The following is a 21,549-nucleotide window of genomic DNA, read 5'->3' as shown; positions in this document are numbered from 1 at the left end:
TAATTTATTATTCGAGTTCTAATTTATTTTAACCATTTATGTTCCTTATACCACTTAATGGTTTCTTCTAGCCCCTTATCCAGATTATAGCGCGGATAAAATCCCAGTTCTTGTTTGGCAGCTTCTATACTGCAAGCCCAATTGGTACCTAATAGCTCATTTAGCTTATCTAAGTTTAAAGCTGGGGTGTTGCTGCTCAAATAACTAATTTTTTCTGTAATGGATGCAACTAATTTTACAAAGGTGACAGGTAGATGAAACTTGATGGTATTGAGCTGGAGAATATCTTTAATGATATTGGCCATTTCATACTTGGTGTAGAAGTTACCATCTGCTATATTGTAAGTTTTTTTATTGCCGCCATGTATAGCTTTCAGGGTAGCTACTGCCAGATCTTTAACATATATAAAACTAAGTTTCTGTTCTGCTTTGCCTATATAGAGCTCAAAACCTTTCACTATTTGTTTTATTACGATAAATATATCGCGCTCGCGTGGCCCAAACACAGCCGTTGGCCTTAAAATAGTGTAGTTTAAACCGGGGATATTCTTTAGTTCTTTTTCGGCAAGTAATTTACTTCTACCATATTGGGTTACGGGGTGAGGTTCATCACTCTCGGATATAATGCCGTTAAGGGTAGTAAGCGGGCCCCCTGCTGCCAGGCTACTCATAAAAACAAACTTTTTAACATCGGCTGCTACTGCAGCTTTTGCCAGGTTTGCGGTGTATGTTGCGTTAATGTGGTTATACTGCTTTTGAGATTTGGCTTTGGTTACACCTGCCGCATGTATAATATAATCGTATTGGTTGGCTTTTATCTCTGCTGTTAGTGCTGCAATATCACTAAATTTTGGATAAGTAAGCTTAATATTAAAATCTTTTAGATGGTCTGTTTTACTACTCTTGCGCACAGCTACAAAAACTTCCAGGTTCTGGCTTAGTGCTTCTTCAATTAAATGATAACCAACAAATCCGCTGGCGCCGGTTATTAAAACCCGCTCATTCATATAGCTTTTTCGTATAAACGGTAAGTTTTGTAAGGGTCGCCATTAATATCCAACAAAGCCTTATTCATCATATCGTTGTCTTCCAATATCCAGCCTGCTTCTGCGTATTTAAGCCCTTTAATTTTGTATTCTTTAATTACGTTACCATAAAGCACGGCTTCAATACCGCGTTTACGATAGCCCTCAATTACGCCTAAAGCATAAATACGAATTCCTTTAATTTTCTTTTTACCTAAAAGCAATTTAAAAATGCCGGTGGGCAATAAGCGGCCACGTTTAATCTTAATCAGGATCTCGTTAATGTTAGGCACCGTTAGCGAAAAGCCAACTACTTTTCCCTCGTGTTCTGCAATACTGCAAAAATCGGGGTCTACCACTAATTTTAAATCATTGGCCAAGTAAAAAAACTCTTCGTCGGTAAGTGGTACAAAACCTGTATTGCTATCCCATGCCGAATTGTATACCTCATGCAGGGCGATAGCTTCCTGCTTAAAGTTTTTCATATTAAGCTTACGGATAGTAATATTGCTGCGCTTTAAACGCTCTTGCAAGGCATCCAGTAACTTAAATGAGCGTTCGTTATAACCTTCATCCCCAAATTTATAGGCAATTAAGTCTACCTTCTTTTTTAAACCCTGTTTTTCAATAAGGTCTGCATAGTAAGGGTAATTGTAAGTCATTTGCATCACCGGCGGGCTGTCAAACCCAACTATCAGCAAGCCGCTAGGCTCATTGGTAGAGAAATTTACCGGGCCTATAATGGTGGCCACCTTCTTGTCTTTAAGCCATTCAATGGCTGTTTTAAACAAGGCGTCGGCCACTTCCTGGCTATTAATAGCATCAAAAAAACCAAAAAAGCCATCATTGGCTTTATTAAATTCGTTATGGTGGTTGTTTAATATGGCAGTAATTCGGCCAACAATTTTATTGTCCTGATAAGCGAGATAACTCTGTAATGAATTGTGTTTTAGAAACGGGTGCTTGGTTAGCAGGTCTCTTTGGGCTATAAAAAGTTCCGGAACATAATTCGGGTCATTTTTATACAGATCGTGCGGGAAGTCAATAAAAGCTGTTAGTTCCTTTTTGGAACTAACAGGTATAATTTTTATCATATTTTTTCGCCCATTGTAATAACGCCAACCTCTTTACATACCCTCGATATTTTTTCAATTGCTTCTTCGATTTGCTCAAATGTGTGGGTAGCCATCAATGAGAAACGGATTAAAGAAGAATCGGAAGGTACAGCAGGAGATACAACCGGGTTAACAAACACACCTGCATCCTGCAGTAGTTTTGTCACCATAAAAGTTTTATGGTTATCGCGTATATATATAGGTAATATCGGGCTTTCTGTAGGGCCAAGGTCAAAACCTTCTTCCAGTAAAAGTTTCATGGCATAATTAGTATTATCCCACAGTCTTTGTATTCTTTCAGGTTCAGACTCAATAATATCTAGAGCGGCAATTACACTGGCAACTGCACCGGGTGTCATACTTGCGCTAAACATTAATGAACGTGCTCTGTGTTTTAAATAGTCAATAGTTGCAAAGTCACTCGCAATAAAACCTCCTAATGACGCAAATGACTTACTAAACGTACCCATTATCAAGTCAACATCATCGGTTAAACCAAAGTGTGAAGATGTACCTGCGCCTTTATGGCCGATTACACCTAAGCTGTGTGCATCGTCAACCATAATGTTGGCACCGTATTGGTCTGCAATTTTTACCAGTTCAGGTAATTTAACAAAATCACCTTCCATGCTAAAAATACCGTCAACAGCAATTAATTTAACAGCTTCTTCGGGCAACAGGCTCAGCTTGCGTTGTAAATCCTGCATATCATTATGTGCATATTTAATTACTCTCGAAAACGATAAACGGCTTCCGTCGATAATAGAAGCATGGTCATACTCATCAAGTATTAAATAGTCATTACGGCCAGTAATGCTTGATAAAACACCCAGGTTAACCTGGAAACCAGTGCTGAATAAAACAGCAGCTTCTTTACCTACGTAGGCAGCTAATCTGTCTTCCAGTTCGATGTGAATATCAAGTGTTCCGTTTAAAAAACGGGAACCTGCACAACCTGTACCGTATTTATCTATTGCTTTTTTGGAAGCTTCTATAATAGCGGGATGATTGGTTAAACCCAGATAAGAGTTCGATCCAAACATTAATACCCGCTTGCCATTGATAATAACCTCAGTATCCTGACCAGATTCAATTGGCCTGAAAAATGGATATACTCCTGTTTCCCGGGCTGCAGCTGCCTCCGTAAACTGAGCGATTTTATCATGTAGTTTTTTACCCATGTATTAACTCTGCTTAAATTTTTTGTAAAAATACCATGAAAAAGCTAATAACTTATACTTGGCGTGTAATTTTTTTGCACATCATTACGTAGCGTAATAAAATACCAACGGGCAAATTAATTAAAAATTTATTTTATCCTGTAATCTAAAACAAAATAATTTCATCTGAAAAACCACTTTTCCCTAATTATGGCACTCGTAAATTATTCAATGTTTGGTTATTGTAAGTTTTACAAGATATTTTTTATTAAATAAACATATCTTGTAAATATGTGTTTTTACAGCATCAATCATCTGCATGAAAAAATTATACTACCTGTTTTTTTTATTTCTGCTGTTTATTTCTAATTATGTTTTAGCACAAAACAGTACCGATACAATAAGCCGCGAGCTCACACTACAACAATGTATTGATTTTGCATTACGTAACCAACCAGCAGTAAGGCAAGCTGCCATTGACGAGCAAATCAATGAGCGCGATATCAGGATTGGATTGGCAGGCTGGTTGCCGCAGTTAACTACAAACGGCAGTTATAATCATTACTTTCAGAGTGCAGCACGTACACTTGCAACGTCTGGTTCATCTACAGGGACAACAACGGGTACAGGTGGAACTTCCGGAACGGGTACGTCAACAACTACACCTACAACATCTGTAGGCGGGGTAGCACGTAATGTAAGTAGTGTAACCTTTCAGGCCAGCCAAACCATTTATAATAATGATGTATTTCTGGCTTCACGTGCCGCCAAATATTCCAGGCAATATTACAGGGAAGGTACAGAAGTTAGCCAGATCAGTGTGGTGGCTGATGTAAGCAAGTCTTTTTTTGATGTGCTGCTTTCAGAAAAACAACTGGACATACTTAACGAAGATATCATCAGGCTTAAGCGCAGTTTAAAAGATGCTAATTCGCGTTACCAGGCCGGTGTAGCAGATAAAATTGATTATAAACAGGCTACCATTTCATTAAATAATTCTATTGCTAGCCGCAAGCAAACACAAGAGGCCATTAATAGCAAAACTGCTTATCTAAAACAAGTAATGGGGTTGCCGGCAGAAAAGCAACTGGATTTAAAATACGATTCGGCAAAATTTGTACAGGATGCTGTAATTGATACTAACCAAACACTCAGTGTAGAAAAAAGAGTTGAATATCGCCAATTAGCGGCTCAAAAGAATTTGCAGCTTTTAAATGTAAGTTATTACAGGTTTGGCTGGTTACCTTCCTTATCAGCAGTTGGCAGTTATAATATGTTGTATTTTAACGATCATTTTGCCGATCAATACAATAATAATTATCCAACTTCATTGGTGGGCTTAAGCCTTACCATGCCCATTTTTACAGGTACAAAACGTCTGCAAAACTTAAGTAAAGCACGTTTACAGGTGGATAGGGCAGACCTCGATATCATTAATACCAAAAACGTAATTAACACAGAATATGTGCAGGCGCTGTCATCATACAAAAGCAATTATACCAACTGGGTATTGTTAAAGCAAAACGTAGACCTGGCTAAAGACGTATACAAGGTTGTAGAATTACAATACCGCGAAGGCATAAAAACCTATCTGGATGTTACGGTGTCACAAACAGACCTGCGCACCGCCGAACTGAACTATTACAACGCGCTGTTTACATTACTATCCAGCAAAGTTGATCTGCAAAAAGCATTAGGAATTTTAATAGTAAGATAATCAACCATATGAATATAAGATACTTAATTTTAACCACAGCACTAGGTATAGCTTTGCTGGCTTCTTGTAAGCAGCAGGGTAAGGAAAACGCCGCACCCCCGCCAACTCCCGTTGCCATTACCGAGGCAAAAACTGCCGATGCCGTTTATTATGATCCTTTTCAGGGTACTGTAGTGGCATTAAATAGTGTTGAACTACGCAGCCAGGTATCCGGTTTTATCACCGGGATATTTTTTAAGGAGGGCGAAGTTGTGCCCAAAGGCAAAGAGCTTTATGAAATTGACAGGCGCAAATACATAGCCGCTTATGAGCAGGCCAAAGCAAATTTAGCCAGTGCAAATGCCAACCTTATTAAAGCTCAAAAGGACGCAGATCGCTATTCGTTTCTGCTAAAGCAGGATGCAGTGGCCCGCCAAACTTACGATCAGGCTGTTGCCGCACTAGCGACCAACCAGGCCCAGGTAGCGGTGGCTAAGGCAGGTGTTTTGTCAGCGCAAACAGATCTTTCTTATTCCATTATTAAGGCACCCTTTACCGGGCGTATTGGTATATCTCAGGTTAGGCTGGGGGCGCAGGTAACGCCGGGCACTACGCTGTTAAATACAATATCTACCGAAAACCCAATTGCTATAGATATTGTGGTTAATGAGCAGGATCTGCCTCGTTTTTATGCTTATCAGAAAAGCAGCACCGATTCTACCTTTAAACTACAGCTTTCTGATGGCACCATGTACAACAAGCCGGGTAAAATAGTGGCTATAGACAGGGGTGTTAATAACCAAACCGGTAGTATTAAAGTACGGGTGAAGTTTGCCAATGACTATGATGTTTTAAAAGACGGCATGAGCGGTGTATTAAGCGTACTCAATAATGAGTCGGGCGAGCGGGTACAGATCCCTTATAAAGCTATCACCGAGCAGATGGGCGAATATTTTGTGTATACAGCAGATGATACCGTGGCACATCAGCATAAAGTAATGATTGGCCCGCGTATTAAGGATCATATTGTGATACTGCACGGATTAAAAGCTGGTGATAAGGTAGTCACAGATGGTTTTCAACGCTTGAAAGATGGCGGAAAGATAACTTTGGGTAAACCGGCGCAGCAAGGAGCGCCAGATGCTAAACAACAAGCAAAATAACGGTAACAAGAGATAAAAAAGATGATCGCAGATACCTTTATACGCAGGCCGGTAACAGCTATTGTAATATCGATAGTAATTGTAGTAGTGGGCTTACTGGCCATGAGCAGTTTACCGATAGGCCAATATCCAGAAATTACACCGCCAACAGCACAAGTAACAGCTACCTATACCGGTGCTGATGCCCTAACGGTTGAGCAAACCGTAGCTACACCAATTGAAGTGCAGGTTAACGGTACCCCCGGCATGACTTATCTGCAGAGTAACAGCAGCGGTAACGGCCAAATGAGCATGACCGTTAACTTTGAAGTAGGTACCGATATAAATATTGCCGCGCTTGATGTGCAAAACCGGGTAGGCATTGCCACGCCAACCTTGCCGCAGGAAGTGCAGCGTTTAGGCTTAACCGTGCGTAAACGTAATCCAAGTATTTTAATGCTGGTGGCTATATACTCGCCAAAAGGAGAGCATAATGTTACTTTTTTAGATAACTATACCAACGTTTTCATCAGGGATGCTTTATTACGTACTAAGGGCGTGGGTGATGTGTTTACACGTGCCGATGACTTTAGTATGCGGATATGGCTTAAACCCGATAAACTGGCCGCACTGGGTATGACTGCCGCGGATGTAACCGGTGCTTTAACAGAACAAAACGTACAGGTTGCCGCGGGTACCGTGGGTGCGCCACCGCAAGAGAAAGGGCAAACTTTTGAGTATACCGTATTAACCAAAGGCCGTTTAGTACAGCCTGCCGAATTTGAAAATGTAATAGTACGTACACAGCCAGGAAATGGATCTGTTGTGCATTTAAAAGATGTAGCCCGGGTTGAACTTGGTAAGTTTAATTATGCCGGTAACTCGTTTGTAGATGGTAAGCGCGCTTCATATCTATTGGTTTACCAGGCGCCTAACAGTAACTCGCTGGCTACTGCCGATGGGGTATATGCTACCATGGAGCAACTTAAAAAATCTTTCCCGGCAGGGATTGATTATGTGGTGCCGTTTGAGTCTGTAACCGTTGTTAAGGTATCGGTAGGCGAGGTTGTAGAAACTTTGGTTATTGCACTTGCTCTTGTAATTATTGTAGTATTTATATTCTTGCAAAGCTGGCGTGCTACGCTAATCCCGGTATTGGCCATACCGGTATCTATTATCGGTACTTTTATCTTTTTTATCCCACTGGGCTTTACCATTAATACATTAACGCTGTTTGGATTTGTACTGGCCATTGGTATTGTGGTAGATGATGCCATTGTGGTGGTAGAAGCGGTACAGCATTATATAGACCACGAAAAAATGTCGCCAAGGGAAGCTACAGAGCACGCCATGGCCGATATTTCTGCCCCGGTAATTGCCATTGCCTTAATTTTGGGTGCGGTGTTTGTACCGGTAGGTTTTGTGCCGGGTATAGTAGGGCGGCTTTATCAGCAGTTTGCCATTACCATCGCTATTTCGGTATTGATATCTGCATTTATTGCATTGTCATTAACCCCGGCATTATGTACCATATTATTAAAACCACATGATGCTGATAAAAAGAAAAACTTCTTAGATAAATTCTTCGATGCATTCAACGGCTGGTTTGATCGGGTAACCAATAAGTATCGTAATGGGGTAGACCGAAGTATCAAGAATTATAAACTGGTGGGTATTATCCTGCTTTGTATTATCATAGGCACGGTGCTTTTGTTCGGTAAAAAACCCTCGGGCTTTATACCAACAGAAGATGATGGCCGGGTTTATATCACCTACGATCTGCCGGAGGCATCTTCGACCCAGCGCACGGTTGAGGTATTGCACCAAATGATGAAAGTGCTGGACAGTATCCCGGCCATTGGCCACTATGCAGCATTAGGTGGGTTAAATGCGGTAAACTTTGCCAGTAAATCAAATAGCGCCACCATATTTGTGCAACTTAAACCTTGGGAAAAACGGGAAGAAAAGAAAGACCAGCTGTTTGCCCTGGTTGGTACGCTGCAAAAGCGGCTGGCCCGGTTTAAAGAAGCCAATGTAATTGTAATACCACCGCCGGCCATCCCGGGTTTGGGTAGTACAGCAGGTTTCTCGTTTATATTAGAAGAAAAAGAAGCTGGCGGAGATATTAAAAACTTTGAGCAGGTATTACAGAACTATATTGCTGCTGTAAACAAACGGCCGGAAATTGCCAAGGCGTTTACATTCTTTACAGCACGTACACCTGCGTACCAGTTAACCATAGACCGTGAAAAGGCTAAAAGGATGGGCGTATTGGTATCAGACATTAATACGGCTCTGCAAACCTATATGGGTAGTGCCTACATCAATGATTTTACCATTTATGGGCGTAACTTCCACGTGGTGGCGCAGGCAGATACCAATTACCGTACAAACATCCAAAACATTGGGCAATATTTTGTACGTAACCAGGCAGGTACCATGGTGCCGTTAAGTACGGTTACTTCATACAAGATCATTGAAAATGCGCCTTTAATTTCACACTACAACTTATTCCGTTCTGCAGAAATTGATGGTAATCCGGCACCGGGCTACAGTAGCGGTGATGCCTTAAAAGCATTAGAAGAGGTTGCGGCGAGTACCTTACCCCAGGGTTATGGTTACGAGTTTTCGGGCTTGAGCAGGGAAGAGAAGTTGTCGGGTTCCAAAACTATTTACATATTTATATTGTCGATCGGCTTTGTGTTCCTGTTTCTGGCGGCATTGTATGAAAGCTGGTCGGTACCATTTTCGGTATTGCTTGCGGTACCGCTGGGTGCATTCGGTGCCATCCTGTTCTTAACTTTTCAGTCAACCTTAACCAATAACGTTTATGCGCAAATTGGTTTAATAACACTCATCGGGCTCTCGGCCAAAAATGCGATCCTGATTGTAGAGTTTGCCAAAGAACGGGTAGACGGTGGAATGGATCTCGAACAGGCCACACTAGATGCGGTAAGGCTTCGTTTGCGGCCAATTATTATGACTTCTCTGGCATTTATACTGGGTGTAGCGCCATTACTGTTTGCATCTGGTGCGGGTGCCGAGGCTCGTAAAACTATCGGCTGGACGGTATTTGGAGGGATGCTTGCGGCTACCTCAATGGCTATATTTATAGTGCCGGTATTGTTTTTTGTGATTACCCGCTTTGCTTACGGCGAGAAAAAGCTTAAAGAATTACAGGAAGCGCATAAGGACGATCAGAAGAAATTCTCGGAGCATTAATTAAAAAATGCAGTTTAATATAGAATTGAAAAGGGGAGCATTGCTTCCCTTTTTTGTTTTACAGGTGTACCAAAATTAGTATTATATATTAACCATAATTGCCTTATTAGTACAAAAAGTGTCTGCTAAGTATTACAATCTTAACTTTGGCATAGTTATACCTTAATATTATTTTAACAAACAAACACTGCTGCATACGGCTAAACAATATAGGAGTAGTAAATACCTGTTTTTCAGTAGATACAGGCTTCTTTCACAGTTTAAATATCGGGCTTCGCGCCATGTATAAATGTTAAAATATGCCTAAAATGGCACGTATGGCAAAGTATTTGTTTAGGTGGACATGAATAACAATTTAACAATTGTTCACTAAAATTAACAGAAATGACTACTAAAAAAACAACCAAACTAGCAGCTGCGGCTATTGCATGTGCAGGTTTATTATTTTCAAGTTCTATTACAAAAGCTCAAACCACTACACCAGCTAACAACTGGAGATTTGGTATCGGAGTGGAAGGCTTTGCGCCAACTGGAAACTTAAAAAATATTTCTAATGTTGGCATAGGTGGTACTGCTCGCCTACAATATGGTGTTAACCAAAACGTAGCTTTGATGTTAACTTCAGGTTACTACAATGCTTTTGGTAAAAAAATAAACTCCGATGTTAGTGATGCAAAATACCCATCATTCGGTATGGTGCCTGTTAAAGCGGGAATTAAAGGTTTTATAGGTAGCGGCTTTTATTTAAGCGGAGAAGTTGGTGCCGGTTTCGAAACCAAAAATGCTTATGAAAATGCAGATGGCAGTAAAGACACCAAATTAATTTTGGCGCCAGGAGTAGGTTATTCGTTTAAAACGATAGACATAGGTGCTCGTTATGAAAACTTTTCTGGCCAAAACAACAGCTACGGTTTAGTTGGTTTGCGTGTTGCTTACGGTTTTGGAATTTAATTAAACAATTATCTTAATAACGAAAGAGGCTCGTCACAAATAATGTGACGAGCCTCTTTCGTTATATTATCCGTAGAGACACAATACTTGTGTCTCTTTCATTATTTCAATTTACCTAAAGCTTCGCTAATGCGTTTTAAAGCCTCTACCAGTTTATCATCAGCAGCGGCGTAAGAGATGCGGATTGATTTTGGATCGCCGAATGAATCACCGCCCACGGTAGCCACGTGGCCTTCTTCTAATAAGTAAATGCTTAGGTCATCGGCATCTTTAATGGTTTTGCCATTATAGCTTTTGCCGAAGAAAGAAGTAACATTAGGGAAGAAGTAAAATGCACCATCTGGCAGGTTAGCTTTTATACCGTCAATTTTAGTCAGCAAGTCATACACCAATCCACGGCGGCGTTTAAATGCATCGCGCATTTCGTGTACCGACTCCAAACCGCCCTGGTAAGCAGCAGTACCGGCACGTTGGGTAATAGAACAGGTACCAGATGTAATCTGTCCCTGCATTTTATCGCAAGCGGCAGCAATTTCACTGTTTGATGCTGTGTAGCCAATTCTCCAGCCAGTCATGGCGTAAGCTTTAGAGAAACCATTGATAATTACCACACGGTCTTTAATAGAATCAAACTGTGCGATAGACTCGTGGCCACCAATAAAATTGATGTGCTCATAGATCTCGTCAGACAGGATGTATACATGCGGGTGGCGTTCAAAAACTTTAGCTAAACCAGCCAGTTCTTCTTTACTGTAAACACTGCCTGTAGGGTTACAAGGCGATGAAAACATAAATAATTTGCTGTTCGGCGTAATAGCAGCTTCTAGTTGCTCTGGTGTAATTTTAAAATTTTGTTCAACAGTTGTATTGATGAAAACGCTTTCGCCTTCGGCCAGTTTTACAACTTCAGAGTATGATACCCAGTAAGGGGTAGGGATAATTACCTCTTCGCCCGGGTTAACCAAACAAAGCACTGCATTGGCAATAGCTTGCTTAGCACCGGTTGATACCACAATTTGTGACATGTCATAATCCAATCCATTTTCGTTTTTCAGCTTGGCTACGATACTCTTTCGCAGTTCAGGATATCCGGCAACAGGGGTATAATAAGTAAAATTATCATCCATGGCCTGCTTGGCGGCATCCTTTACATACTCAGGGGTATGAAAATCGGGTTCACCAAAACTTAAACTAATTACATCAACACCTTTGGCGGCGAGCTCACGGCCCATTTTCGCCATTTTAATGGTTTGAGATTCAGACAGATTATTAATCCGGTTACTTAAAGCACTCATAGCAATATTTTATATGTCGGCGGCAAATATAGAAAATTAGTTTACTGCTAATTGATGACTTGTTTTTAAATTTGAACACAATTTGATGCGTTGAAGGAAAAACGGAATATTATTGTTATTGCACTTATTGTGAGCATTGTGCTCATGCTGGCCAAATTCAGTGCATACTTTATCACTTTTTCTAACTTTGTACTCACAGATGCGGCCGAAAGTATTGTAAACGTACTGGCAAGCGCGTTCGCTTTTTACAGCATTTATCTGGCCTCACAACCGCGGGATATTAACCATCCGTATGGGCATGGCAAAGTCGAATTTTTCTCTGTTTTTATCGAGGGTACCCTTATCAGTATAGCCGGAATCATTATCGTTTTAAAAGGAACCTATAATCTTTTTTATCCGCACGAGGTGCACAAGGTAATTACCGGAGCAATTATTATAGGCGTAACCGGGGCCGTAAATGGCGGCCTGGGTTATTACATGATCAGCAAGGGCAAAACCCTCAACTCCATTACCATAGAAGCAGATGGGCGGCATTTAATAACAGATATGGTAACCAGCAGCGGGCTGGTTGTGGGTTTGGTGCTCATCCACTTTTTACCTTATATGTGGCTGGATAGCGGCCTGTCTGTACTGGTTGGTGTATATATTGTAATTACCGGTTACAAACTGGTGCGTAAATCGGTAGGCGGCTTAATGGACGAAGCAGATTTTACCATTGTGCAGGATCTTATCCGTATATTAAATGAACAGCGTAAAGTAGAATGGATAGATGTACATAACTTGCGCGCCCAAAAGTATGGCCACGAATTGCACATTGACTGCCATTTAACCCTGCCCAATTATTTCGACCTGAACCGTGTGCATGACGAAGTGCACCTGGTGGATGAATTGATTAACAAGGAAGCTAAAATTAAAACAGAGTTCTTTATCCATACAGACCCCTGCTTGCCCGATTGCTGTTATTATTGCAGCATGCCAAATTGCCCCATCCGGTCGGAACCAAAACGGGAATATATGGAATGGACGATGGCGAATATTACCCGGAATAAAAAACACTTTGAACAATAATGGCGCTATTTAATGTACGTGTATACGGCTTGTTAGTTAACGAGCGCAACGAAATACTCATTAGCGATGAGCAGGAGTATGGCTACAAGTTTACTAAGTTTCCCGGTGGGGGATTAGAGCATGGTGAAGGGCTTATTGACGGACTAAAGCGCGAATTTATAGAGGAGTGCAATGCAGAGATTGAGGTACTCGAGCATCTTTATACCACCGATTTTTATGTGAAGTCGGCATTTAATGATTCGCAGATCATCAGCGTTTATTATTGGGTGAAGAGCATAAGCTCACTTAATCTGAATTTTAAAACAAAAGTGTTTGATTTTGAAGGAACCGTTGAACCCTTACAGGCTTTCAGATGGATACCGTTAGCCGACCTGAAAGAGAGCGATATGACTTTCCCGATAGACAAGCACGTAGTTAATTTACTAAACAAACAACAATGACATTAGCAGAAAGGGATGCAAAGATAATTTGGCACCCATATACACAAATGCAAACCGCCGGCTTACCGGTAGGGATTGTAAGGGGAGAAGGTGCCGTGCTTTTTGATGAAGATGGCAAAGAATACATTGACGCCATATCATCCTGGTGGGTAAACTTGTACGGACATGCGCATCCTCACATCGCACAAAAAATAGCTGAGCAACTTAACAAATTAGAGCATGTAATTTTTGCAGGTTTTACCCACGAGCCTGCCGTTGAACTGGCAGAACGGCTAATTATGCTGCTGCCAGACAATCAAAAAAAAGTATTTTACTCAGACAATGGCTCTACTGCTATTGAGGTAGCTATTAAAATGTGCCTGCAATACTGGCACAACCAGGGCCAGCCACGCACTAAAATGCTGGCCTTTAAAAATGCCTACCACGGTGATACCTTTGGCGCTATGGCTGTAAGTGGCCGCAGTGCGTTTACAGCTGCTTTTGATAACCTGCTATTCGAGGTGGAGTTTATTGATCTGCCCACTAAAGAGAATATACAAGATCTCAAATCTAAAGTCTCAAATCTAAGTTCCGGCCTTGCCTGCTTTATTTTTGAGCCCCTGGTACAGGGATCTGCAGGGATGATCATGTATGAGGCAGAGTGGCTGGACGAGTTATTAAAGCATTGCAAACAGGAGCACGTATTGACCATCGATGATGAAGTTTTTACCGGGTTTGGCCGCACCGGGAAGCCTTTTGCCTGTAATTATATTACCGAGCAACCCGATATTATGTGTTTCTCCAAGGGTTTAACAGGCGGTACCATGGCATTGGGTGTTACTACCTGTACCAGCCAAATCTATGATATGTTTTTGTCTGATGACCGGATGAAAACCCTTTTCCACGGGCATTCTTTCACAGCTAACCCCATAGCCTGTACTGCCGCGTTGGCCAGTATGGATCTGTTTACAAGTGAGGAAACGCCTGCTAATATTCAGCGGATTATAGTGCAACACCAGCAGTTTAAGTTGCAGGTAGAGAACCATCCAAAGGTGCGTACCATCAGACAAACCGGTACCATCATCGCGTTGGAATGGGAGACCGGTAATTCAACCTCATACCTAAGCCCGTTGCGCGACAGGCTTTATCATTACTTTTTGGATGCGGGCATTATACTGCGCCCCCTGGGGAATATCATATATATTTTACCCCCATATTGTATTAGCAACGAGCAACTGGCTTATATTTACAGCAAAATTATTGACGCTTTAAACGAGATTTGATATGGGTTTAAGTAATGTGCTTTCGACAATAGTAGGTGATGATCAATTACACGCCCGCTGGTTAAATACGCTATCTTTAATGGAAAATACCGGCGCGCGAAAAATTTCGGCCAGTGAAGATCCTACCACAGTTACTTACATTATTTTAAAGCATGCTGCCGAAGAGCATCGCCATGCTTTTTATTTGAAAAAACAAATTGAAAGGGTTGCTGCCGATACCTGCCCAACCTATGCGGTTGATTACCTGTTAGCGCCATCCAGCAGTAAATACTATTTAAATCAGCTGGATGTATCGGTTTGCCGTTACCTTAAAAATACACTGAAGCTTGTAGGAGCCGAGTTGCGCTTTGCCGCATATCTTTTAGTGACTTATGCCATTGAAGTGCGTGCCGATGAGCTTTACCCCATCTACCAGGATGTATTAACTGATACAGGTAGTAAGGTGAATGTAAAATCGATTATATTGGAAGAAGAAGGCCACCTGGAAGAAATGATTAACCAGTTAAAGCACTTCTCGCCTGAATGGGAGCATCACGCTGCGCAAGCTGTTGAGATAGAAACTAACCTCTTTAATCAATGGGTTACCCAGTTGACTAAAGAAGTTAGCCCCGCTGTTATTAATAATTAAGATAAGTAGTAAATACCTTTTGCAGGTAAGCTTGTCCCGTCGTTAGGGTTTCATGGGTTAATGATTCCCTAACGTTGGTTTTACCGGTGTAGATCACCTTGTTCCCCTCATTATCATACGAGATACTTTGAGCAGGCTGCATAAAGCCCAGTCCGTTATCCCAATCAAAAAAGGCAAATTGCTTGCTGTAAGGATTTAACAGGTTTTTAGACCATTGAAAATCTTTATGCGGCAGGTTTAGCTGTGCCAGTATGGTTGCAGCAATATCTGTTTGCCCACCCAGCATACTAATTTGTTTACCACGGTACTCGGGTTTAATAGCGTCGCCAAAAAATAGCAATGGGATATGGTATTTATGCGGATCGTAAGCCTCAGAAGTATTACGGGGTAAACGGTGCCCATGATCTGCCACCAAAACAAACAATGTATTTTTATACCATGCCTGCTTTTTTGCCTGTTCAAAATAAGCATTAAGGCAAGAGTCGGTATAGTAGGCTGTGCTTCTAAACATCATGCCATTATCCTTGCCTGGGAAATGTGGTTTACCCAGCAACTCAAAAGGCTCGTGGTTGCTTAGTGTTTGGATATAACAAAAGAAAGGATGATTCTGCTTATCAAGGTAATCTACACTTTTTCTCAAAGTAACTTCATCGTAAGCACCCCATTTGGAAAGCAGTTCATTTTTAGAAAAGCTGCTCTCGTCAGACAGATCATCAAATTTATGGTTTAGGATATATGATGTAAAGTTCATGTAGCCGCTATCGCCGCCATAAAAGTAAGACGTAGTGTAGCCGGCGTTTTTTAGACTGGATGATATGGCCGGAAGTTTCTTTTGTTTTTCGTCTTCGGTAATAATGGTGCGCGTGGCCTGCGATGGGAACCCGCTCAAGATGGCCACAACACCTTTATCTGTACGGTCGCCTGCGGCGTAAATATTATTAAACAGGATGCCGTTTTTAATAAACTCTTCGAAGTGAGGTGCTACGCCTTTGTCACCGCCTAATGATTCGATAATATCGGCCGTAAAACTTTCCAGTTGGATAATTACCACGTTAGGCCTGTCGGTGTTTAGGATCCTGATAGTGGTATCTTTAGGGGCCGTGTACAGATCATTTACCAGCGAATATGCTTTATCCGCAGGCATAAACTCATATGGATTGTAAGCCTTACGGGTATTCTCTACCACGTTATTCATCAAATTCCATTCGGTATTTAGAACTGCCTGGTTAAGGATTTGCTTGCTTGAAAAATAGGCCCGCTGCTCGTTAATAGGCGAGCCGCGCAAGCCACCCCTGATGATAATGATGGTAATAAAACACAGCAATAGAGAAAACGGAATTTTAAAGCTTATGGTCCCGCTAGGTTTCCTGAATTTAAAATCGATAACCCAAAAAGAAAGCAATACACCGGCCACCAAAAGCGAAACACCAATAGTGATACTTAAACCGATAGGAGAAGATCCCGTAGAAGCCACGGCCTCTGATGGGGCTTCATACAAGGTATTAAATACCCGGTAATTAACCTTGGTGCCCCATTCCCTAAAAATGTTAAGATCGATAATGGTTAAAAATGCAATAATCAATACGCAAAACCAGGTATATACTTTTAGCCAGATGGGCGGTATACTACCTTTGGGTATAAACCAGTTAATAATAAAAACCAGCAGTGGGATGGCGCAGATATAGGCAGCAGCCGAATAGTCTAACCATAAACCATGGGCATAGGTAAGCAGTATCTCTTTAAACGAGGCTGTTTTAAGCTTGTCGATAAAATAAAGCTCAAAGGTTAGGCGTGTTAAAAAAAATATAATAAGCCAGAATGCGAAATACCGGCAAAAACTAAAAAAGCTCCTCAACATTGGATGGCAAAACTACAGATTTTAACCACAATGTTAAGGAGCTTTTAATGAATTGTTAATGAAGATGCTTAATGACCGCCGCTCAACGCATTCAGGTCGGTTATTGTAATTTTATCGTAACCTGCTGGTATAGAAAAAGTACCGGCCGGAACTTTATCGCCAGAAATAGATTTAATAACGATAGATAATGGCTGTCCCATTTGCATAGTAGTAAACTGGATTGGGAAACCACCTGCTGCAGCAAAATATTTAGTGATCAGGTTAACAGGGACAGTAACATCTTTAGTTACCCAAGCCTCGTAGCTTTGGCCGCTTTTAGCGTCTTTTACTGTTACTTTTGTACAGTTAAAGCCATTAATTACTTTGGCTTCGGTGCTTGGAGTAAAAGTAAATTGAGGCTCCTGATCTTTAAATGACTCTAATTCGGCAGGGGTACCGATAGCTGCTTTTTTCATGTTGGCAATAGGCACATCAATTAAAATAGCCAGGTAATCGCCGCCTTTTGCCATAATGGTTTTAAAAGTAGCCGGGCCACGCTGTCCACCTGTTGAACTTGAGTCACCTTTAAAGTAAAGTTTAGAATCAACAGTTTGTCCGCCGGCGGTAGCTGTGTAGCTAACAACACCTTCAGTATAAGCTTTTTGCGCTGATGCAGTAATTGCAGTTGCTGATAGTACTACGCCTAATGCAACACTTAAAAATTTTAATTTCATGTTTTAAATTTGATACAAGTTATTTGTTTTATGATTTAGATACAAATTTTCTTTTTCGTTTAATCAGGTATGTCAGTTAGATGTAACTACCAGCGAATTGTTACGTTTTAAAACAGTATAATTTATATGCAGGCTATCGGCTTCATTCACAAGGTTTTTGATGGTTTGTGGTGAATTGCTGCCATCAATAATCAATTTTTTATAGCTGTAATTTTGGTTAATAAAACTTAGTTTGCTGTGCGGGTTGCCGGTAACGTAAAGATAATCTACCGCTAATTTTTTCGGTAACCTGGTGATTTGGAGATGAGGATCGAAGATCAGTAAACGGCTATTTAAGAACTGAATGAGTGATGCGTTCTTCCTTAAATAAGTAATATTTAAATTGTTAGAAATGTTGATAATATGAACATTATCGACCTGATTGCTATCAATTCCGGGTTGAATTGAGTATTTGTAGCTGGCATCGGTAGGTGATAAATCGGAGAGCATCACACCACGGTCTCCGTTCTTAAATAATATTGCCGCGTGCTTGCTCAAGCTGTAAAAAGTGATGCTTTGAGTTTGCAGACTTTTGATCTGCCGGAAACTTACGGAGAAGGTTGTGATGAGTAAACAGACCAGGCTAAATTTTAGCAGCCAGATTTTACGGCTATACATAAAGTAAAAGAACGCCATAACCGTAACGAATAGCAGCACACAATCGTAACAGGTGAACCAGATCTTATTGATTGATGAGTAGGGCTGTTGCTCAATAAGTAATAATCCTTTGTTCATGATGATGATGGTTTGTTCCAGCACCCAAAAGATAACTTTACTCACTATCGGCCATTGCGGTACCAGTAAACCAATAATTCCGCTGAAGAGGATGATTTCCGAAGGGATCACAATAAATAAATTGCTTATTAAAAAATACAGCGGGAACTGATGAAAGTAAAACGCGCTTAATGGAAATGTAATTACCTGCGCAGCTAGCGAAGCCGAAATATAGTACCATAACTTGCGGACATATTTATGCTCAAAATCGAACCAGTTAAATATCACCGGCTGCAACATAATTAAGCCGAGCACGGCCAGGTAAGAAAGCTGGAAGCCTACATCGGCGATCAGCAATGGGTCATATAGTAGCAAGGCAAAGGCTGACAATGCGAGCAGGTTGGCCATATTGGTGTAGCGGTATCCGGCCTTGCCCAAAATGATCATGCTAATCATCACTGCTGCCCGGCAAACGGCAGGAGAGAAGCCCGTAAGCAGGGCATAAGCCCATATTAGCAGTATGGATACAATGGCTTTAATCCACTGACCGTATCTCGATCCGTTTAAGAAGCTTAGCATGAAACTGATGAACACAAATACAATAGCCACGTGTGCACCCGAAACTGAGAGCACATGGATAGTGCCGGTTTTGGCATAAGCTTGTAATATATCGGGGCTCAGATCTGCCTTGTAACCCAGTATCAGTGTAGAGGCAACAGCCGCAGCATTGGGGTCTTTAATATTGGTTTTAAATTTTTGAACCAGGCGTTGCCGTAAATTAATGGCATAGGCTATCACCGGGTTGCCGGCATTGTGGGCAACTAGCTTGTACTGCCCCGGAAACAGAAAACACTGCTGATAAATATGCTGATTGGCGAGGTATGCCTTATAATTAAAAACTCCCGGATTAAACGGTGGATCAACCGGTTTGTAGTTGGCCGGTAATAGTAATTCATCACCATATTTAAATTGGTTAATACTATCGGCCAATATGGTTAATAGCAGTTTGCCGCGGGTAGCCGTGCTTTTAATTTTTGTGTTTGCCTGTATTACATTTGCGCTGCAATGCCAGTATTTACCTTTTAAGGTTGGTTCGGTATTGATAAGCACCAGTAAGCGGCCTGCATTTTTATTGGCGAAATAGTTAACATAGTTACGATCATCATGTTGTTGTGTGGCAATAATGCCTGCCGAAAATAAAATGCAATGGATCAGTAAGCCACCAAGCCATTGATGCCGATAAAGTTTAAACCGGTTATAAAGTAAATTGAGTAATATAAATGCAGCACACAGGCAGCTAGAAATAAGGAGCGGAATAAAAGAGCCTTGAATATTGAAAAACAACGCAAAAAAAATACCGGCTAAAAATGGGAGCGTGTATACAACAAGAGGCACTTCGCCTTTATGCTCGGCAATCATTGGTATTAATAAGGTTTAGTCATGGCAATTGCTACTGCCTGAACTAAAGGTAGGATTTTGTTTGAGATTATAAATGATGTTGCTTTGGAATATTAAAATTAAAACGTAACGCATATTGAGGCTCTCGAAGCATCTGCGTGTAATGCCTCACCGTTATGTCCAAACACCCACTTGACAGCATGCTATTTTACCACAGGCGTTAAATAGTTATTATCAGATAGCCAATCGGCCATACGGTCTGGCCAGCTGTGGACTGATTTTAGTTTGGAGCGGTTGCCCATATTAAAGCCATGCTGCCCCTGGGTAAAAACATGCAACTCGGCAGGTACTTTGGCTGCGCGGTATCTTTCCATTAGCTGCATCACAGAAATAGAACAGCAAGGGTCATCGTTAGCGGCCAGTAAAAATACAGGCGGCGCATTAGCCGGAATCACATCTGGTATATAACCCGGACCTGGATAGATCTGGATCATAAAGCTGGGTTTAGCATTTTGATGATCGACCGGATCTTTTGATTTTGGGTTGGTATCATCATGGCCGAATGCCACCATATCTACAACTTCGCCACCGGCAGAAAAGCCCATCATGCCGATACGGTTGGTATCCAAGCCGTATTCTGGTGCAAGGCTGCGCACCAGGCGCATGGCACGGAAACCATCTTGCTTGGCATGCACCTCTATCTGGTAAGGTGATAAGGTATCGCGCCCCAGGCGGTATTTCAGTACAAAAACAGCTACACCTAAATTATTGAGGTATTTGGCAGCATCCACACCTTCGGCATTATAAACCAATAGCCTGTGCCCGCCGCCAGGACAAACTACTACGGCCGCGCCTGTGGCTTTTTCTTTAGGCGGCAAAAAAACGGTTACAGATGGATTGTGGATATTTTTAATCCAATAGTCTTTAGCCTGCTCCGGTTCGTTTTTTCGGTTCTCGAAACCGGGTGCGCCGTTTTTCCAAAGCGGGATAACGGTTTGCGCTTGTGCGGTTGATGCGAAAAATGCAAGGCATATAAGTGCTCTGAAAATAGGGGTAAGTTTAGCAGGCATTGTTAATTGGTTTATACCTGCAAAGTAGCGTTTTTAGTGCTTGTTTTATTTGTAAGATGTTGATTATTTAGTGTGGAGGATTAACATTATCTAATGATAGTGTTTTGATGATTTGTTCACGATCGTATTCTAAAACCAAGTCAGATAGCTTGTTATAGTAGCTTCTTAATATTGGAATATCATTAGAAATTACATCACAACCTCTGTCATCATACATCAATATAATAATATTAGTTGTTTCGTTGATAATGTAAACTTCACCTTCAATTACAGGCCTAAAGTAGAAATCGGTGTGTGAAATAGCCTTAAAAATATTTTTGAAGTTAATATTGCTCGCTTTGTCTTTAATTATTAGCTGACAAGATCTGTCACCCTTAAAGTATTTATCATTATTAGGAGGAGTGTTTGTTCTTTTAAATTGATGAGGTGGGAGAGGATTTAATAGTTGTTTTATTATGTAATTACTCTTCCTGATCTTTCTTCTTTTCCAAGTATAACAATTATAGAAAATCAGAATATCATCATTGGCATTAATAACTTCATTATAAATTATGTTAATACGTCTGTTTACTTCTGCAAGATATTCCTGTAAATTATTATTCGACCCTGCTTCAAGTTTCTCATCTTGCAAATCAAACCGCAATCCTGGAATTTTTTTATAAAATAAAGGTTGGGTAAGTTGTAATCCGGGAAAATTTTTAGCTAAATATTGTTTTAATTCTGAGTTAAGTGTCATTAGGTCAGTTCTAATTA

Annotated in this window: 17 protein-coding genes; 8 read left to right on the top strand and 9 right to left on the bottom strand. The window is 41.0% G+C overall.

The features are described from left to right. Window positions 1–23 precede the first annotated feature (23 nt). The 3 genes from RG47T_RS10810 to spt are packed head-to-tail and all read right to left on the bottom strand — an operon-like array spanning window position 24 to window position 3,321. Complete coding sequence (locus tag RG47T_RS10810; RefSeq protein WP_074489477.1) at window positions 24–1,007, bottom strand: NAD-dependent epimerase/dehydratase family protein; 984 nt, start codon at window positions 1,005–1,007, stop codon at window positions 24–26. Continuing rightward, window positions 1,004–2,119 carry a hypothetical protein gene (locus RG47T_RS10805; RefSeq protein WP_074489476.1) on the bottom strand — a complete coding sequence of 372 codons (1,116 nt, stop codon included), beginning with the start codon at window positions 2,117–2,119 and terminating at the stop codon, window positions 1,004–1,006. The genes RG47T_RS10810 and RG47T_RS10805 overlap by 4 nt, the downstream gene beginning before the upstream one ends. Next, window positions 2,116–3,321: a serine palmitoyltransferase gene (gene spt / locus RG47T_RS10800; protein WP_074489475.1), complete on the bottom strand. Its 1,206-nt coding sequence runs from the start codon at window positions 3,319–3,321 to the stop codon at window positions 2,116–2,118. The genes RG47T_RS10805 and spt overlap by 4 nt, the downstream gene beginning before the upstream one ends. Window positions 3,322–3,619: 298 nt before the next feature. Between spt and RG47T_RS10795 the strand changes: the two genes are divergently transcribed. From RG47T_RS10795 to RG47T_RS10780, 4 genes are all read left to right on the top strand, one after another. Further along, entirely contained in the window at window positions 3,620–5,017 is a 1,398-nt protein-coding gene (locus RG47T_RS10795) for a TolC family protein (RefSeq protein ID WP_074489474.1), read from the top strand. An 8-nt stretch (window positions 5,018–5,025) separates the two neighbouring features. Beyond that, window positions 5,026–6,159: an efflux RND transporter periplasmic adaptor subunit gene (locus tag RG47T_RS10790; protein WP_074489473.1), complete on the top strand. Its 1,134-nt coding sequence runs from the start codon at window positions 5,026–5,028 to the stop codon at window positions 6,157–6,159. Window positions 6,160–6,180: 21 nt separating this feature from the next. After that, window positions 6,181–9,360 (top strand): efflux RND transporter permease subunit, encoded by a 3,180-nt coding sequence (locus RG47T_RS10785; protein ID WP_074489472.1) that lies wholly within the window; start codon window positions 6,181–6,183, stop codon window positions 9,358–9,360. A gap of 384 nt (window positions 9,361–9,744) precedes the next feature. Continuing rightward, on the top strand, window positions 9,745–10,311 hold the full coding sequence (locus RG47T_RS10780; protein WP_074489471.1) for a hypothetical protein: 567 nt from the start codon (window positions 9,745–9,747) through the stop codon (window positions 10,309–10,311). 101 nt (window positions 10,312–10,412) lie between these two features. Here the strand turns inward: RG47T_RS10780 and RG47T_RS10775 are convergent, their stop codons facing one another. Beyond that, window positions 10,413–11,606 (bottom strand): pyridoxal phosphate-dependent aminotransferase, encoded by a 1,194-nt coding sequence (locus RG47T_RS10775; RefSeq protein ID WP_171972514.1) that lies wholly within the window; start codon window positions 11,604–11,606, stop codon window positions 10,413–10,415. A 90-nt stretch (window positions 11,607–11,696) separates the two neighbouring features. On the opposite strand from RG47T_RS10775, the gene RG47T_RS10770 reads away from it, so the two are divergent. Genes RG47T_RS10770 through RG47T_RS10755 form a run of 4 tightly spaced genes read left to right on the top strand, consistent with a single transcriptional unit; the run spans window position 11,697 to window position 15,004 of the window. After that, window positions 11,697–12,674, top strand: a complete 978-nt coding sequence (locus RG47T_RS10770; RefSeq protein WP_074489470.1) for a cation diffusion facilitator family transporter — start codon at window positions 11,697–11,699, stop codon at window positions 12,672–12,674. Next, the gene (locus tag RG47T_RS10765; RefSeq protein ID WP_074489469.1) at window positions 12,674–13,114 is read left to right on the top strand and encodes an NUDIX domain-containing protein; all 441 of its coding nucleotides are present in this window, start codon (window positions 12,674–12,676) and stop codon (window positions 13,112–13,114) included. Before RG47T_RS10770 ends, RG47T_RS10765 begins: the two co-directional genes overlap by 1 nt. Further along, on the top strand, window positions 13,111–14,376 hold the full coding sequence (gene bioA, locus RG47T_RS10760) for an adenosylmethionine--8-amino-7-oxononanoate transaminase (protein ID WP_074489468.1): 1,266 nt from the start codon (window positions 13,111–13,113) through the stop codon (window positions 14,374–14,376). The genes RG47T_RS10765 and bioA overlap by 4 nt, the downstream gene beginning before the upstream one ends. A 1-nt stretch (window position 14,377) precedes the next feature. Beyond that, window positions 14,378–15,004: a hypothetical protein gene (locus RG47T_RS10755; RefSeq protein WP_074489467.1), complete on the top strand. Its 627-nt coding sequence runs from the start codon at window positions 14,378–14,380 to the stop codon at window positions 15,002–15,004. Here RG47T_RS10755 and RG47T_RS10750 read toward each other — a convergent pair. The 5 genes from RG47T_RS10750 to RG47T_RS10730 all read right to left on the bottom strand — a co-directional run bounded on the left by RG47T_RS10750 (window position 14,994) and on the right by RG47T_RS10730 (window position 21,532). Then, window positions 14,994–16,862 carry an LTA synthase family protein gene (locus RG47T_RS10750; RefSeq protein ID WP_074489466.1) on the bottom strand — a complete coding sequence of 623 codons (1,869 nt, stop codon included), beginning with the start codon at window positions 16,860–16,862 and terminating at the stop codon, window positions 14,994–14,996. The two genes, RG47T_RS10755 and RG47T_RS10750, sit on opposite strands and share 11 nt — an antisense overlap. Window positions 16,863–16,930: 68 nt before the next feature. Then, window positions 16,931–17,575: a DUF4412 domain-containing protein gene (locus RG47T_RS10745; RefSeq protein WP_074489465.1), complete on the bottom strand. Its 645-nt coding sequence runs from the start codon at window positions 17,573–17,575 to the stop codon at window positions 16,931–16,933. A gap of 72 nt (window positions 17,576–17,647) precedes the next feature. Continuing rightward, the gene (locus tag RG47T_RS10740; protein WP_074489464.1) at window positions 17,648–19,747 is read right to left on the bottom strand and encodes a ComEC/Rec2 family competence protein; all 2,100 of its coding nucleotides are present in this window, start codon (window positions 19,745–19,747) and stop codon (window positions 17,648–17,650) included. Between the two features lie 182 nt (window positions 19,748–19,929). After that, on the bottom strand, window positions 19,930–20,796 hold the full coding sequence (locus RG47T_RS10735; protein ID WP_074489463.1) for an alpha/beta hydrolase: 867 nt from the start codon (window positions 20,794–20,796) through the stop codon (window positions 19,930–19,932). 67 nt (window positions 20,797–20,863) lie between these two features. After that, on the bottom strand, window positions 20,864–21,532 hold the full coding sequence (locus tag RG47T_RS10730) for a DUF3885 domain-containing protein (RefSeq protein WP_074489462.1): 669 nt from the start codon (window positions 21,530–21,532) through the stop codon (window positions 20,864–20,866). Window positions 21,533–21,549 lie beyond the last annotated feature (17 nt).

The organism is Mucilaginibacter polytrichastri, from assembly GCF_001911425.1.
GTDB classification, from domain to species: domain Bacteria; phylum Bacteroidota; class Bacteroidia; order Sphingobacteriales; family Sphingobacteriaceae; genus Mucilaginibacter; species Mucilaginibacter polytrichastri.
This window is presented reverse-complemented; position numbering and strand designations above follow the sequence as displayed.